A 17,975-nucleotide genomic window follows, 5' to 3' on the forward strand; every position below is an offset into this window, starting at 1 on the left:
TAAAAAGCTCCTATTCAATCCATTCCGACATTTTATTTATCTTCCTATATTCACTAGGCTTATGTCCAGTAATAACCCGAAATGCTTCTGCAAACTTACTAGCATTTTCATAGCCATATCGGTTAGCTATGCTGAGAATACTATCATCTGTATTTCTTAAATCTTTTGCCGCCTCCTTTATCCGCATATGCTTAATATATTGATGAATGCTACTACCATAAATCCCTTTGAAACACTTTTTCAATGCCGTTGGTGCTAATCCATATGTTTTTGCCAATTCTTCAATGGTCGGCTTTTGATTTAAATTTTTCATCAAAAATTCGTGCATACGTTTCACACTATCTACATGTCTTTTTTCAAAGTATGGCATGCAGCAATCATTATCTCCAGTTATGGTACTTAATAGTAATATAATTTCCATGCATTTCAGCTGAAACAAATTTGGTAGTACTTCCTCTGGTAGATCATATAAACTTTTAAAAATATCACTAAGCCTAGATTCTCTACGACATACAAAACCAAATTCAAAATCCTGACAAAATCGATTACATACATCACGTAGATTAATACGATCATGTCCTACAAATTTGTTCACCATTTCTTGAGCTTTCGGAATATAAATAGACAAATTAATTCCTTTGTAAAAAGCAGTTGGAAACTTCGTAGAGTGCACATAACTAGGTGACTCTTTCCACCCTACAGAAATATCATTTTCATCCATATATAACACTTTTCCATTATCAAAGGCACACTCAATACGCCCTTCTTTACAATAATGGATTTCAAACATACCCTCTAAGGGTTTTGCATGATGTCGGATTTCTTTCATAGTTACCTCTTGGAACGTTAATTCTACCCCACCGAACACAGGATAACTATGCATCTTCGCCTTACCTTGAGGTGTATTCATCTCATAAATGGTACCATGTTCCACCTCTATGGTAGACAACATATCTAAATCCATAACCTTTGGTTTAAAGGTTTCCATTTTATTCACACAACCTTGACTCATGCTCCTCCTTTCAAAAAAGCCCATTTGTTGTCTCATACGACTAACAAATGGGCCTCTTTGCCGAACTACATCGCCTACTTTAATCTGAGTATCATTTCTAATACTCATTATATTTACAATTAGCAATGATTGTCAATATAAACTTTGTCTATCTAGATTATTTTAAATAAAATCATAGAATTTCAATTTGCATAATATCTTATAACAACAGGAATAACTGTTCATGTAAAACAAACAATTTAATCATTAACTCACGATATCTTTTTAGATTATTTGTATAAAAATTGATTATTTTCCCAAAATTCTATTCAATAAATTAGTAATATATTCTGATGACTTGCCATTATTTTTCATTTTCTCAGAAACTTGAGGAATCAACAAAAATCTAACCGGTAAATTCGAAGCCCCTGGTGACATGTATTCTAACAATAAATCTTCTGGTTTATCAAAGACATCTAATAGCTGTGTGTCATAAATGGTTTGATGCCCTAAGTACGGACCTTTTACAGGCACATCATAGGTATGTGTACCTTTAGAAGATGTAATCCTAAATGTACCGCTGAACGCGCCTCCTAATGGGTTAAAATACAAGGCATAGGGAGTGTTTCCTTCTGTGTGCAACACGTATACATTGGAAATACCATAATTCCCCTTATTTTTTACCACCTTACCATTTGTCGTTTCATCAACACCGCTAATGAAAGCATCTTCTCGGTCATTGGCAATTTCAAAACTAGCTGGACCAGCCTCACTATTAAACTGTGGTTCTACCACATGGAATCTACGCATGCCTTCATAGGTACCACGCAACTCTACATCATCTATAGGATGAATTGGTAGCAATGGTAAACCATAGGTAACTGTTGATTTAGGTTCCATCACCGCCACAGAGGCGTAGACTGGTGCCGAAGCTGAAAAATCGACGATACCACTAAATAAGTCATCTTGCTTCATCAAAACTTTTTCCAACTCAGTGAAAATAGGTCGTACTTCTCCAGGGCGTAATACAAACTCCTTCGCATCGGCATCTTGTGATACTAAAGAAATAGTTCGTGATGTGGTATCTTTTTTGATTTCTTCTTCCACTTGCTTTAACTTTATTTTTCGAGATTGAACAAGGCTCTCTTTTTGTTGTTTAATGTCTTTTTTCATCACCTTAGAGCGAACAGGAATATTAACTCCTTCTTGCATCCAAGCTCCTAAACCTAATTCTGCCGTAGCCATTTCTTTTTTAGAAAGCTCTCGTCCTACTTTAAAATAGTCTGGACTCGGCTTCGCATAAATAGCTCGTTCAATCTCTACGAATGCTGGGGCATTCCCCTTGTTTTCCAATAAAATACCTACTTTCATAGGTTCTGTTCGTTCGTTTACATGGTAAAAATAAATACGACTTTTTCCATGTAGTGTACCTGCTGCAACAATTCCAGGCTCTTTTACATATTCAGGACTATCTGACAATAATAATGTATCTATCTCTTTTACAGTTTTCACTGCTAAAGGCGTAAATGTATAGTCATCAATATTGATAGTTTTGGGAGCTTGTCCATAGGTAGTGCTCATACCTAATAAGGCTAGTACACTACCTAGCAAGCACCGTTTCCATTGTGTTGTATTCATCAATTTCATAGTTCCTCTATTCTATCGTAAGTCCATCCGGCTCCCACTGCAATGCGATAGTTTCTAATTTACGCAAACGATGTCCAATGCCAGATTTTGTCAATTCTCGTTTATATTTTGTTTCATACGCATCTACTAATTCTTGCAAACTTCCATCTGGAAATTCTTGTCGCAATATAGCTGCCTCATAAAGACGAACTGGCAACGAATCAAGTCCTTGATGCTTATCAATAATACGGATCGCATCTAATTGACGCACTGCTGCATTCACCGTTTTTTGTAAATTTGCTGTTTCACAGTTTACTTGACGATTAATCGTATTACGTACATCTTTCATAATTCGTACATTTTCAAAATTCATCAGTGCTGATTGAGCTCCCATGATTTGTAAACATGAAGTCACCGCATCACCTTCTTTTAAATATACTACAAATTCTTCTTTCCGCTCTACTTTTCGTGCATTAAGACGGAACATTTTTAAAACACGAATAATCTGATCCGCAAAATTTTCTTTCGTTGTCATAAACTCTAAATGGTAATCACTTTGTGGTTTATTCACAGAGCCACATCCCAAAAAAGCGCCTCGCAAAAAAGCACGTCTAGACTCCATATCTTTTAACCATGCATCCGGAATCATGGCATCTACGGGCCATAATTGCAAATCTTCTAAGGCAAGACGACTAGGTTCTGTAGGTTCTACCGTTAAAGTATACATATTCTTTTTGCGTAGGTTTAACCCCTTACGCACTAGTACAGATGTGGGTAAATCATACTGTTCTTTGATGATTCCTAGTACCCGTCTAGCTACAGCATTGTTGGCCGTCACCAAACGCACCCCTACACGACCTTGCATACCTAATAAGATAGAGCCTCCCATCCGTAATAAACAAGAGGCCTCTACCTTGGATGCCCACGCATCTTCTGTTCTAAATTGGCACAATTCATTTTTTACATCTTCTGCAAATGACATAGCCTCTCCTTTACTATTTCTACTAGAAAATAGAGCCTCTAGAGGCTCTACTTTCATACTTAATGATCTTCTCGTTGTAAATAATATTCTAAAATATGCGGTTCAATATCTGTCTGTAAGGCATAGACTACATCCATGACAACCTTAGCTAACCGATCTGAATTATGAATTGCTTTATCTTGACTATCTACTAGATTTGCACGAATTGTCCGAATCCCCATCGATTGCAACACATCCATATCTACGTCTACTGGTTCTTGCCCCGCTTGTTTATAATGTTCCAATGTGGCATCTTGGATTCTGTTATCATTCACAAGGACTGTATCGATAATTCCCACCTCACTATGTGCTTCAATGGCTTTCACATGGTCAGACACAGTATACCCATCTGTTTCACCTGGCTGCGTCATCACATTGCAAATATAAATCTTAGCCGCTTTAGAGTTAGCAATGTGATCCGCTACCTTATCAATTAATAGGTTCGGCATTACCGAAGTATATAAACTGCCCGGGCCTAAAATGATGGCATCGGCTTCATCAATAGCTTGCAAGGCAGCTCCTACAGGAGATGGTCTATGTGGCTCAGTATAGACCTTCGCAATTGGCTTACCCGCATTAGGGATATTACTTTCCCCTTCTACGATGGTACCATCCGTCAATTTAGCAATCAGTTTGATTTCTTCTGTAGATGACGGAATAACACGTCCCCGAACTCGCAAGATCTTGCTAGAGGCTTCTAGGGCTTTTTCCACATCATCTTTCAGCACTTGAGTCATAGCTGTTAAGAATAAATTCCCAAAACTATGGCCAGATAATTCTGCTCCTTTAGTAAATCGATACTGGAATAGTTCTTCCATAAGTCCTTCTTTTTCCGCTAATGCTACTAAACAGTTGCGTAAATCTCCAGGAGCAATCATTTGAAAATCTTCTCGTAACCGACCAGAAGAACCTCCATCGTCTGCTACTGTAACAATAGCGGTTAAGTTCGTGGTTTTACTTTTTAGCCCTCGCAATAGCATAGACAATCCTGTACCACCACCAATCACTACGATTTTTGGTCCTTGTCCTAAGCGAATTTTTTCAAAAATATAATCACTCACACCATCTTCTGTATTAGGCAAAATCGCATTCACAATGGTCTGAATGAGCTTACGTATCCCCCACAACATAGCTACCATACCCGCCACAATACCTGCTAAACCAAGACTGGCTATGACCGTATAGTTATAGGAGCCTGTAAGATGGAATAAAAATTCTAAGAAAATATCTTCAAAGTTGCTAATCCACTGGTAGTTCATCATCATAAGGACACCCACTACCAGCCAAATCGTGCCTAAAGAAAATAGGAATAGCCACCGCTTAATATTAATGCCTGGCGCAAACCAGCGCATCCAATTATTATATTTCATAGGCTTGAGAGACGAAGAAATCGTCCCACTCCTTTCTTTTATAGGTCTAATCTAGAACGCGGATTCACATCTTCTTCTACATGATTACGCATCATATCACGATGTTCCACAGAAACATTACAGCCTTTTTCTTTCAAATGTGTATACAACGCCTCTGCCATTGCTACGCTACGATGCATACCGCCTGTACATCCTACAGCTACCACAAATTGGCTTTTTCCCTCTTGTTCATAGTTTGGCACAAGGAAATCCAGTGTAGTAAAGAAATGCTTTTTAAATTCATCCGTCACTTCAAAGGAGTGAATATACTCTTTCACCACTGGTACACGCCCCGATTTATGACGATATTCAGGAATGTAATACGGGTTCGGCAAGAATCGCACATCCCATACCATATCCGCATCATTAGGCATGCCAAATTTAAAACCAAAACTTACCACTGTAATAGCCATGCCATCTGTTTGTTCTTTCACGTGGCTAAAAGTACGGCGCATAAATGATTTCAAGGCAGATGTTTTCATGTTTGTGGTGTCGATAATATGATCCGCCTTGCTACGTACATCCGCCAAGAGTGCCCGTTCTTGTGACAGTCCTGTACTAATACGACCTGATGGTGCCAAGGGGTGACTACGACGTGTTTCTTTATACCGGCGAATCAAAGTATCATCGCTAGCTTCCATGAACACAATTTCATAAGGCACACTCATAGCCGTCAAATCATCTAAAGCACTGTTTAAATCATCAAAAAATTCACGACTGCGGATATCTACCACTAAGGCTACTCGACTCACTTTAGTGCCTGCACTTTGACGACAAATTTCACTAAACTTAGGAATCAACACAGGAGGAATATTGTCGATACAGAAATATCCCATATCTTCCAAGACTTGCATCACTTGTGTTTTACCTGCTCCGGACATACCGGTCACAATGATTAAACGAAACCCTTCCATGAGGCCCTCCTACAAAATTTTATAACACATTCGCTTCAATCCATTTAGCGACGCCATCTTTTTCATTTGTGTCGCATACTTCTTTGGCAATTGTCTTCACATGTTCCTCTGCATTCCCTACTGCCACGGAATGACCTGTTACTTGTAACATAGAAATATCATTTTCTGAATTACCAAAGGATACCATATCTTCTAAACCGATGCCCAATCGCTCGCCCATGAAAGCCAAAGCTTCCCCTTTGGACACGTGAGGTGCCACGATTTCTAAGAAATTCACCTTGGATCGAACTAACTCAACCATGTGGCCAACTTCTTTAGAAAGTATAGCAATCACCTCTGTCATACGTTCAGGCTCTTCCACCACTAATAGTTTGTTCGTTCCCTTTTGAGGGTCATAGATAGCATCTCCTACGTACACAGCCTTGGCACCTGTAATCTCTTCATAGAGACGAGAAAACTCTGTTTCACTGTGCACTAATAATTCGTCATCAATATAGGACTGAATATAGATATTATGCTCTTTCGTGATGGCTAATACTTTGCGCGCTACCTCCGGTGGTATAGCTCGTTCCCAAATGAGTTCTTTACTTTCTACACGTTGGATGACACCGCCAGAATACAGTACCATCGGTACATCACCTAAGCCTAAACGATGTGCTACCGGATATGCCGTTTGGTACATACGGCCTGTTGCAATAAGTACCTCAATTCCCTTGTCCTGTGCTTTTTTTAGCACTGCTTTTGTATAATCAGACACGGTGTTATCATCACGTAACAGCGTATCATCTAAATCTATGGCTAACAATTTCATGACATCACTCCTTCATCATATCTTTCATTATACCATATAACCACACATAACTACTGCATTACTATCACTAAGATACAAACAGTTCTATCTAACATGAAACAAAAGATGACGCAACCATAGATATTAGCCACAACTTTTAGATGAGCGCCACCACATTGGAGAAAATAAAAACACGACAGGTTACACAATCCAGTGTGGTACTAGTATGCAAACCTGTCGCAATTGTATTTCTTTATAGTTTAATGCCCTATTGATGTATTAGGAAAACAGATGATCTATGCCATCCATATCTAGAATCGTACCAATTGTAAATGGTCCAAAGATACCAAAGCGAGCACTTACTTCATCAAATCGCATTTCATTGACGATTTTTTTAAACTGAATTGGATCATCACTCATCAATGTAATACCCCATTCCCAATCATCCATACCAAAAGCACCCGTCGTAAACTCTTTGATAGTGTCCTCATATTTTTTACCAATTTGACCATGAGAACGCATCATACTACCACGACTTTGACGATCTAGCATATACCAATTATCTGTCAAATTACGTTGCTTAGCCATAGGGTAGAAACACATGCAAGCCAATCTAGGAATTTTAGGGTATAACCGGGCTTGCACTTTTGGATGGTCCTTCGGAGATTTTACATAATTGCTTACTTCAATAACAGATACGAAAGAAGATTCTGGCTGTAATACACTAAAGATTGGTAATTTTTTTAGTGTCAATTCTACTTCGTTCAACTCTTGCAAGCTTGGTTGTAAGAACCAAAACATAATATCTCCCTTATGACCATTGATTTGGTACATAGCATAGCTACTTGTATGGGCCTCATGAGCTGCTTCTAAATTTCCAATAAACGCCTTGAAAGATTGCAATGCTTCACTTTGTTGCTCACCGGACCAGCTTCTCCATTTTTCAAAATTAATGGAATAATTAGCGTGTAAGCTAAACCAACCTTCGTATGTTTCAGGTACTTTTTCTAGTCCTGTAGTATGTCCATGCATAGGTATTGCGCCTGCATGAACAGATTCTGTATGTGTATCCATAGGAACTACCTCCTTAGTTTCTTCTTTCCATACTGTTACCAATTCATAGGCTTGTTTGATGCCATCTGGCATGCCGACCCCTTTAAATGGAGTTCCAATTAATGCCAATCCTGGATAGTGTTCTTGGACATGGCCCATGAGGGTTGCCACTCGGTCTTTATGTCCCACTTCGTATTGGGGCATACTTTTTTGTAACCGTACCACTTCCATCCATTCTGGATTTCCTGTAAACTTCAATATATTTCGTATTTCTGAAAGCGCCAATTCACACAGTTCTTCTTCACTGTGCGTATCTACCGTAGAGTCTGTAGGCTTCCCTAAAAAGACGCGTAGTACCACCTTGTCTTGTGGTGTCATTTGTGGCCACTTACTAGAAATGTAAGTACATGCCGTCAATGGCGTCTCTGTGCTGCGAGTAATCACAAAGCCTGTGCCTTGCAATGGTTTTGTAAACGCTGACTTCGGCAAACTCATAATGACAATGGCACAAGAAGATTGTTCCATATGCCGCAAGTCTTCAAATTTTTCATCTCCCAAAAAAAATTTTTCATAGGCTTTAGGTGGCGTAGTAATCACAAGACGGTCATAGGAGTCTGTACCGTTTTGTGTTTGCACTGTATAGAGCTTATCTGTGTATGATGCCTCTAGCACCTCAGTCGATGTGTGCAAAGAAACGTTCTTTGGCATTTGTTCCACAAGAGCATCTACTAATGATTCTAAACCTCCCGTTAATTGGGCAAATTGTCCTTCGGTAGCCGCCCCAGATTGTTTGCGCATACCTTGCATAGCCATCATACCTTTGACCAAGTTTCCATGCTTTTGTTCTAATTGACGAAATTCTGGAAAGGTTCCCAGTAAACTTAAGCGTTTTAAGTCTCCACCGTAGATACCAGATAAGAGAGGTTCAATTAATAAATTGACTAGTTCATCCCCTAAATGATACCGGAAAAAGGCATCGATACTCATATCTTCATTTCCTGGATATGGTTTCTTAAAAATATCTAATCCAGCTCGTAATTTACCAAACCAACTTAATAAGCTAGACATAGCAAAAGGAAGAAATTCTGTAGGGATGCCAATGATGGATCCTCCAGGGATAGGCTTCATTTGACCTTGATGATAAATATAGGATTCTCCCGTAGCATTACGTACCAAGGTATCACCTAATCCCAATTCCTGTACCAAATCTGTCATAGATGTTTTTCTGGCTAAATACGAATCAGGACCCACTTCTACCACATAGCCATCGCGACGTTTTGTTTGTACCTTTCCACCCCAACGATTCGAAGATTCTAGGACATGAATGTCCCAGTTAGGAAATGCTTTGCCCATATAATACGCTGCAGATAAGCCTGTTAGGCCACCACCAATAATTGCTACTTTCATATTACCCCTCCTTCAAGAGAGCTGTTAATACACCATGCGCCATGGCTTTCACAAAGAGAGTGTCACGATCTGGCATAGGCACTCGCACATAGGTCATCCCCAACTGTTCACATTGGTCCCGCCGTTCTATATCTAAATCATAGGACACTTCCATATGGGTACAAGTAAATCCGATAGGCATATATACCACATGGGTATGCCCTTCTACGCCCGCTTGTTCTGTCACCGTTTCTACTGTAGGTGTTAGCCATTCCCCACGAGTACCTGCACTTTGCCAAGCTAAGGTAGGATGAGGCAACTGCAATTGATCTGCTATGGATTGCATCACTTGTTGTAAGCTATGAACATACCCATCATAGGTAATCCCTTTCATGAGCGGTACACTGTGAGCCGTACACACATACTGCGGGTTAGCTCCAGCTGGCAGTGTACACAATGTATCTTTCACTCGGTCTACCCACGACGAAACTAATGTGGGTGCGTCCGCCCAATGTGGCACTACCTTCCATCGGTCATTCATAAACGGTTTCAGTGGCTCTAAATAGGATGCATTTAATATGTCTGTTCCATAAGGATTCATCATAAGTACCACTACTGTATCATAGTGGCCCAATTCCTTCGCTACATCCCCGATGAGTGGTTCTATATATTTATGTGCTTGTACCACCGTTACCTTTGCAAAGGGTAGTTCGTTTTGTAACTCTTCTTGTAACCGCTCTACTTGCCATACGGTAGACTCCATTAACTGAGATTGTCCACCAATGCGTTCATACTTATGTCGCAATCCTTGTAATTCTTTGTCACTTGGCCCGTGACCTCTCCGTATGCGGGTATAATATGTTTTCACATCTTCTAAGGAGCGGGGAGAGCCATAATCTAATACCAATACACAAACTTGTTGTATCTCTTTATCCTCTGTCATGTACATACTCCACTATGTTTCGCAATACTTTAGGATTCGCATCTGGCACAACACCGTGGCCTAAATTAAAAATATGCTTTCCATGAGCAGCACCTTCTTCCAAAATACGATCAATTTCACCTTGAATTGTCTTCCAATCTGCAAATAAATAGGCAGGGTCCAAATTCCCTTGTAATGTTTGCTTGATGCCCATCGCACTTGCTTCTGCAATGGAGCATCTCCAATCGCAACCGATTACATCTAATGGTAATTCTTTCCACACTGGAAATAAATGCTTAGTACCTACGCCGAACATAGTGATAGGAATATGAGGATATCGTTCTTTAATAGTCCCAATAATATGTTTCATATACGGGAATACGCCACTTTCATATTGTTCCATGGAAAGGGCTCCAATCCATGAATCAAAAATTTGAATTGCATTCACCCCCGCCTGAATTTGACCTTCCATATAAGTAATGGACATAGTAGTCAATCGCTCCATCAAAGCATGCCAAATCTCAGGGGTTGCCACTAAACATTGACGAGTTTTCTGGTAATTTTTAGAAGGTCCACCTTCAATCATATAGCTAGCCAATGTAAAAGGAGCCCCTGCAAAGCCAATTAAGGGAACTGTGAGCATTTCTTTCGTCAATATTTGGATCGTTTTCACCATAAAGTCCAACGATTCTTCTACCACAATATCCCGCAGCTTTTCCACATCATCTTTGGATCGAATGGGATTAGAAATCACTGGCCCTATACCAGATTTTATGTTCACATCTACGCCCATAGGTACCAAAGGCGTCATAATATCTTTGTACAAAATAGCCGCATCTACATCATACTCATGAACGGGAAGAGCTGTCACTTTTGCACATAATTCCGGTTGATGAGTAATCTCAAATAGGCTATATCGTTCTTTTATCTTGCGATACGCCTCTTGACTACGTCCCGCTTGACGCATAAACCAAACTGGTCTGCGAGACACCGGCTCACCTGCAATCATTTGCAAATAATCTTGTCGTTTTTCCATATATAATTACACCTTACCTTTTACCAAACCAAACTTGGATTCTATATTCTATTGTAGCATATGGTCACTATAATTACCTATAGATTCTGTCACTACATATAAAGTGCATATCGATTTCTATCTATAAGGTATCGTTAACTGGTTAAAAATACTCTTACTTAGTATGACTGTACAGATCTTCATTATATACAGTATATTTTGTAAGCCATGCATGTAAAAAGAGGCTGTAACAAACATGTAAAACGTACATGTTGTCACAGCCCTCAAATCCCTTTATAGGGTTAATACCTCATTTAACAAGAAGCCCTTAATACCTATATTCTTTTGTTATATGTCTTGTACCCTTACATACTCTGCTCCTAGCATATGCGCAATCTCTTTCCCTCGATTCATGCGAACAAAACTGGTGTCTGTATCGATGACCGTCGTTTGTATTCCCTGATTCGCAATCCATCTACCGATGTCGTCTAGTCCCTGCAGTGCTTGTGAGGTGACCTTCCCATCTGTAATAATTACGACCTTTGCCTGTACATGCCCCATTTGAGACATGTCGTTGCCTATCTGTTTGACCGCTTCCTCAATACCTTTTACAAAGGGCGTTCTCCCTCCAATCCGAGCCGTTTCCAATGCTTTAGGGATGGTCTCGATTCGCCTTGTCAATGGCACCACGCATTGAGCACCTTGCTTTTGAAAGGTGATGAGCGATACATACTGTCGTTTTACATACATCATCTGTACCAATTGTGAAAGTAACTTCTCCGTCCTCTTTAATCGTTGTCTCTGCCCCATAGATCCACTTGTATCAACTACTAAATAGATGGCTTCTTTTGGCATTTCCTGATACATAGCATATCTGACATCTTCTATAATTAGCCGAATCGGTACTTGCCGACTACGTACAATCCCTTGTACTATCGTTGGTATCCATGCAATGGTTCTCCCCCTAGTTCCTTGACGATGTACCTTAGGGCCTCGACCGTCATCACTGATGTCTATGTGTTTCTTTGCCGGCTCAGATTGCAACATCCCATATAAATGTAACACCTGCGTTTCCACTGCTTCTGAAAGTGCAAAGGACTCCTCTACCTTACCTCTATGGGACTCACGTTGGCCCTCTCCGCTCGTATCCTTTTCTTTCCCTGTTCCATCATATCTAGTAGCTAATTCCTCTTCTGTCTGATCAGATTCTAGAGTAGTTTGCTCTATTGGTTGTTCCTCGTGAGAACTATCCCTATCTGTTGTCATCCCTTGAGTCACCTTTCCCGTTGACTCATCACGGTCGTTCTCCCTATCTATCCCTTGTGAGCCATTATCTTCTTGTTCTCGGTTTGAACTGGCCTCTTTCGATTTCTCTTGTTCGGTTCTTGTCTCATCGGATGGCATTCGGTCAGATGAATCCTGTGACTCTCCCTCTTGCTGTGTTTGAGAGTTCACTGGCTTCTTCATCTTTTGTGGTAATGTCCACGGGAGTACTGTTTCTACATCAGTAGGCTCAACAAACAGATGGCCTTTTTCTCTAGCTAAACCGATGGCCGCTTTTAGCAAAATGTATTCCATACCCATAAAGGAAATGTTAAATCTCTCTACTAGACTGGAAATATATGTATATATACTATCATGCACCGTCGGGATTCTAGGTGCATCCATTAATTTCCCCTCAGGATGAGTCGGATCTTCTTTATGGGTTTTAAATGCAGCCATTACTTTTCTCTCAGGAGGAATCTGTTCTTCTCTGTGGAATCCATATACATCTATTGCGGTTCCCGTACGAAGAGTTTCCACACTGTAGTGACTTTCACGAGCCACACCTATCTCATAGATTTCCTCATCTTCTCTATCTGCTAGGACTCGCACTCTAGTGTTCGCATCCGGTGATTCTATGGGTATCCACAAATCCATATCATAGACCCATTCTGAAAGCCCTTCTGCCCCCGTATAGGTCCCAATGATTTGTAGCGGTTTTCTCGCTTCGTACCGACGATTTTGCTCGTAAAGAATCCGTAACCACATGGACCGGTCAAAGTGATCCAATCCTTCGCAAATAAGCAAGTCATACACGTCCCAAGGATGTGCTTGTTTTACAATTTGAGCTGTTTCTAAGGACCTTTGTATATCCACCGCTTCCTGTATAGCACTCACATCTGTGTGGGATGTAATCGTCGTATAGGTTCGGCCCCTATCATGCAATGTTTGTAACAGAGCATACGTTTTTCCCGTTCCCACTTCACCTGAAATCAGTAATGTCCGCAACAAAGGTTCTTGCAAAAAGAGGTGAATGCCTGTATTCAGTTGTACACTCATACCATTCACCTCCTTTAACAAAATCTTTGATGATTCTACTACTTCTGTATCCCTTCATAGGTAGCCCATAGATTGTCCAGCATAGTTTCATCAAATTCACGTTGCTCAAAGGGTTTCCGCTTCATCCGATGAGATACCACAAGCGGTGTCAACTGTTTCAGATGATCCATGGTCACATGGGGCTCCCCTTGTAAGGCCGCCAAAGCACGGCTACTATTGAGCAAGGTAATATCTGAACGATGTCCCTCTACGCCTAGGGTAATAGATATATTGGCAATCAATTCTAATAGATTTGCATCTACCCCAATGGTAGGCAATACTTTGCGCGCTGTTTCAATAGTTTTACGCAACGCTTCATCGTCCTTCCTGTAGGGCTCAATAAATGCTTGTGGAGTATCTTCAAAGGCCAATCGGCGACGCAATACTTCCATTCTCAAGGCTACATCAGTTTCTGCTTTCACAGTCACCGATAGACCAAAGCGATCCAACAATTGTGGACGAATACCCCCCTCTTCGGGGTTCATGGTGCCCACCAAAATAAATCGTGATGGATGACTATGGCTAATGCCCTCCCGTTCGATGCGATTCACCCCCATGGCCGCCACATCTAACAATGTATCCACTAAGTAGTCCTCTAGTAAATTGACTTCATCCACATAGAGAATATTTTCGTGAGCCTCAAATAAAATGCCTGGAGAAAACTCTTGCTTCCCCTCTTGCAGCATCCGCTCAATATCCAAGGTTCCCACCAATCTGTCTTCCGTGCAATGCAATGGAAGGTCCACCACTTTCATCGGTGTGCCATCACGATGCATAGGCAGCACCTTGGCTAAGCCTCGTACCGCCGTCGATTTTGCCGTTCCCTTATCACCCTGTATCAACACACCACCTACCCGTGGGTCTACCGCATTGAGGAGTAAGGCCAATTTCATTTGATCTTGTCCTACTAAGGCTGTAAAAGGATATATAGTACTCATGTTAGTCTCCTTACGTTTCATCATAATACCCCTCTAGGTCATCTTCCAAAGACATTGCCACATCGCGCAATCCTTCTCTGCGCTCCACACTGGCATTCCAAAGTCCTCGTTGTTCTGCTTCTAATAAAGTATGGCAAATAGCCCCTAATGCCCAAGGGTTGGCTTGACGCATCCAGTCCTGTACCTCCTGATTCATGACATATTCGTCTGTATAGGCATCATACATCCAATCTTGAATCATATCACTAGTGGCATCCCATTCATAGGTATGTTGAACATAGGACGCCATATCCGCTGCTCCCTTGTAACCGTGTTTCATCATGCCTTCTATAAAAATAGGGTTTATTGGTTCACTACGGAACTGACGCTGAATTTCATCTTCTAAGGACCGCACCAAAATATCTTTGCGGTACGTGGTATCTCCTATAAATGATTTCGGCTTAGTACCTTTCACCGCCTCCACAGCAGCGATCATACCCCCATGGTAGGCATTGAAATCATCTGTACTCAACAAACTAACCTCTCGGTTATCTTCATTTTTCACAGTCACTTCGATGGAACCTAATCGCTTGCAAAACTGTTGATGGCTTGGAATAATTTCCCCTTGCTCATCATATCCATAGCCACCCCAGGTGACATAGGCATTGGCTAAATCTTCACGAGTAGACCAGTTGCTTTGTTCTAGAATTTGATTCACTCCTGCCCCATAGGCACCTGGTGCATCGCCAAAGACACGAATCGTAGCAGCTTTGATAGCTTCTTCATAGTCCATACCGTCTTCTACTAATGCAGCTATATCCAAGTCTATATGTTTTTTTACGTAATTCACACTATGATCCTCATCAATGGCGTTTACCATTTGCACCGCTTTTGCAATCCACATGACACCGGAAGGCATCATATCTCGGAATAGTCCACTAATACGGCTTGTTACATCGATGCGTGGTCGCCCTAATTCCTCGAGAGGTATGACTTCTAAATCGGACACACGACTACCTGTATAAACTGGTCGTACACCCAATAAATAGAATACTTCACCAATACATTGTCCATGAGTGCGTTGCGTGTTGTCTGCCCACAAGACAATACCAATTTCCTCTGGATATCGCTGTTCTTCTCGAATATATTCATTGAGCAACACATCGCCTAGTTCACAACCGATGGCATAGGCAGGCACGGTTGGCAAGGTCCGTTCATCAACGCCATAAAAATTGCGCCCCATCGGTAGCACATCAATCCCACCATTAGTAACAGCACCTCCAATATTAGGCGGGATATAGTTTCCTTCTAAACCTCGTAACAATTGGCACATTTCTTCTGTGGTTTGGCGCAACCCTGCGAGGTAGGTCTCACACAGCGTTTCTTTCTGTGCATCGTCTTGCACACCATGCATGTCTATGAAAGCATCTATATACCCCTCCTCTTCCTCTGTGGTTGGATTTTGTCCTAAAATATGCAAGCCACAACGAATATGACGATGTTGGATATCCATCAAATAGTTATGAATATCCCCTAACAGTTCTTCTGACTCGTCTGCATGAATGGAGTCAGCTAAAGAGCGCCACTCTTCTTCACTGACAGATCTATCTACCACAAAGTGTGCCTGACCGCCCTCTTGATACCAGTCGAAGGGTTCGCACAAGCGTTCCAGATGACAATCTTTCACAGAAGATAAGATATACCCTAGCACCACTTGCTCTTGGTTTGTTTCCTGAGCTTTCATATGGTCATATTCATCCAAATACCGTTCTAGCGTTTCATAATCACCATATAAGCCGGACCGTTTCATAGGTGGCGATAAATAACTAAGTAAGACAGCATGGCTACGCCGTTTTGCTTGAATACCTTCACCGACAATGGTTGTCCAGTACGGATAGAGATTAGGTATATCTTCGATACCTAACTGCGGGTAACAATAGGAACTTAAAGCCGTTCCCTTACCAGGTAGCCATTCTAAGTTGCCATGTGTCCCCATATGAATCGCCACATCGGCTTGAAATACAGTACGCACCCAATGATATACTCCCTCATAGTGATGCGTAGGCGGAATATCAGGTGAATGGTACAGTGCATCTGGATTCTCACTAAATCCACGTGGTGGTTGTACTAAAACCCACACATTGCCAAAGGCCACACCGGGAATGATGAGCTCATCCTCTTCTACAAATATCTCCCCTATGGGCTGTCCCCAATGTTGTAGTAGTGATTCTTGGGTAGCACTATCCAGCTTTGAAAACCACGTCCTATACACTTCTTTCGGTAGTTTCGGGGCTTTCTCTACGGCTGAATCGGTCAAACAATCTACATCATTCGTAGCATGTTTGGTCAGTATCGTCATTAGATCTTCACTCGTTTGAGGGATACCATCCACTGTATATCCGTTCTGTTGTAATTCTTTCAACAACCGTAGTACAGATTCTGGTGTGTCTAGCCCACAGGCATTGCCAATATGTGAATTTTTGGGAGGATAATTATGAAGGAATAGAGCAATCTTTACTTCTGACCTATGTTTCTGTTGCAATGCAATCCATCGTTTCGCTTGGTCTACTAACTTTTGAATTCCCTCAGAATATGGTTTGAAATAGTAGCCTCTTTCCTCTGAGTACGTTCTGGCCCCTACAATATGACCGTTTAAAATGCCATCTATTTCCGGCAATGACAAGGAAAAGGATATATCCATAGGCTCTAATCCTTGTGAACGTGTTTGCCAGCTTTCAAGAGTAGTATAGGTAACAAAGCCCTGCAAGATAGGGATTCCTAAATCCGTCATTTCATCACGACTCGCCCCCTGCAAGCCAATGATGGAGAACTTGCATGTATTAATGATGAGAGATATGGTCTCTTTCACTTGATGATCAAACAACGTGTGCCAACAATCGTACCACCGTAATTGTCCACCAGATTTACTGCTGTATTGACCAAATACTAATACCGGTGATAACCCTTGTTCTAATGCACGATCATACAGTGCATAGGGATAGTCTAATTGACCTTGCACCCATTCATCTCGATAAAAGAAAATGCCCACCACTGGACCGCCATGATCATAGTCCTTACGGTATGCCTCATAGGATGGATACACTTCCCCTTGTCTGCCTAAAATACCTTGGTATGGTAGTTCTTTCACCGGTTCTACTGGCCCTGTATAACCTTGTAAAGATAGCATATATTGGCACAATCCATAAAAGTTTTCTGTCCCACCTTGGTGCAAATAAGCCTTAATTTGATCAATGTCCTCATCTGCAACACCATATCGCTGTACATCCGACGCTGAATCATGGAATAGTAATACATACGAAACTTGTTTCTGTGTAATATATTTGTGAATTCCTTTTACCAAAGGAGTATCTAAGGTACTTCCTACATGAGTAAATAGTACTATATCCGTACCATCAATCGCCCTCTGAACATCTTCTAACTCTATATTTTCAGATGCCAGAAAGACTATGCCCAAGGACATAATCTCATCTGTATACTTCTGTTCTATTTCTTTAGCCCATTGCCAATGTTTCGTCATGGACGTAATGATTAAAAAAGAATATTTCATAT

The 17,975-nt window shown here is 41.1% G+C and carries 12 protein-coding genes; all 12 read right to left on the minus strand.

Annotation, left to right across the window (positions count from 1 at the left end):
- Positions 1 to 10: 10 nt before the first annotated feature.
- Positions 11 to 1,012, minus strand: a complete 1,002-nt coding sequence (locus EO116_RS02855) for an AraC family transcriptional regulator (RefSeq protein WP_164726043.1) — start codon at positions 1,010 to 1,012, stop codon at positions 11 to 13.
- Positions 1,013 to 1,300: 288 nt separating this feature from the next.
- The gene (locus tag EO116_RS02860; protein ID WP_127160543.1) at positions 1,301 to 2,638 is read right to left on the minus strand and encodes a hypothetical protein; all 1,338 of its coding nucleotides are present in this window, start codon (positions 2,636 to 2,638) and stop codon (positions 1,301 to 1,303) included.
- Between the two features lie 7 nt (positions 2,639 to 2,645).
- Positions 2,646 to 3,599 (minus strand): DNA-binding protein WhiA, encoded by a 954-nt coding sequence (gene whiA / locus EO116_RS02865; protein ID WP_127160544.1) that lies wholly within the window; start codon positions 3,597 to 3,599, stop codon positions 2,646 to 2,648.
- Positions 3,600 to 3,658: 59 nt separating this feature from the next.
- Complete coding sequence (yvcK, locus tag EO116_RS02870; RefSeq protein WP_164726044.1) at positions 3,659 to 5,008, minus strand: gluconeogenesis factor YvcK family protein; 1,350 nt, start codon at positions 5,006 to 5,008, stop codon at positions 3,659 to 3,661.
- 38 nt (positions 5,009 to 5,046) lie between these two features.
- A complete protein-coding gene (gene rapZ / locus EO116_RS02875; RefSeq protein WP_062402003.1) occupies positions 5,047 to 5,961 on the minus strand; it encodes an RNase adapter RapZ in 915 nt (304 codons plus the stop codon).
- A 19-nt stretch (positions 5,962 to 5,980) separates the two neighbouring features.
- Positions 5,981 to 6,772, minus strand: coding sequence for a Cof-type HAD-IIB family hydrolase (locus EO116_RS02880; RefSeq protein WP_127160545.1), 792 nt, complete (start codon positions 6,770 to 6,772; stop codon positions 5,981 to 5,983).
- Positions 6,773 to 7,030: 258 nt separating this feature from the next.
- Entirely contained in the window at positions 7,031 to 9,211 is a 2,181-nt protein-coding gene (hemG, locus tag EO116_RS08625) for a protoporphyrinogen oxidase (RefSeq protein WP_240629114.1), read from the minus strand.
- A gap of 1 nt (position 9,212) precedes the next feature.
- Positions 9,213 to 10,133, minus strand: a complete 921-nt coding sequence (hemH, locus tag EO116_RS02895; protein WP_164726045.1) for a ferrochelatase — start codon at positions 10,131 to 10,133, stop codon at positions 9,213 to 9,215.
- Positions 10,120 to 11,148, minus strand: coding sequence for a uroporphyrinogen decarboxylase (gene hemE, locus EO116_RS02900; protein ID WP_127160547.1), 1,029 nt, complete (start codon positions 11,146 to 11,148; stop codon positions 10,120 to 10,122). The genes hemH and hemE overlap by 14 nt, the downstream gene beginning before the upstream one ends.
- A 327-nt stretch (positions 11,149 to 11,475) precedes the next feature.
- Entirely contained in the window at positions 11,476 to 13,449 is a 1,974-nt protein-coding gene (locus EO116_RS02905) for a VWA domain-containing protein (protein WP_127160548.1), read from the minus strand.
- Between the two features lie 38 nt (positions 13,450 to 13,487).
- Positions 13,488 to 14,426 (minus strand): ATP-binding protein, encoded by a 939-nt coding sequence (locus EO116_RS02910; RefSeq protein WP_127160549.1) that lies wholly within the window; start codon positions 14,424 to 14,426, stop codon positions 13,488 to 13,490.
- 10 nt (positions 14,427 to 14,436) lie between these two features.
- A complete protein-coding gene (locus tag EO116_RS02915; protein WP_164726046.1) occupies positions 14,437 to 17,943 on the minus strand; it encodes a cobaltochelatase subunit CobN in 3,507 nt (1,168 codons plus the stop codon).
- Positions 17,944 to 17,975: the final 32 nt, after the last annotated feature.

Source organism: Veillonella sp. VA137 (genome assembly GCF_003992015.1).
In the GTDB taxonomy this organism is placed as follows: Bacteria; Bacillota; Negativicutes; order Veillonellales; family Veillonellaceae; genus F0422.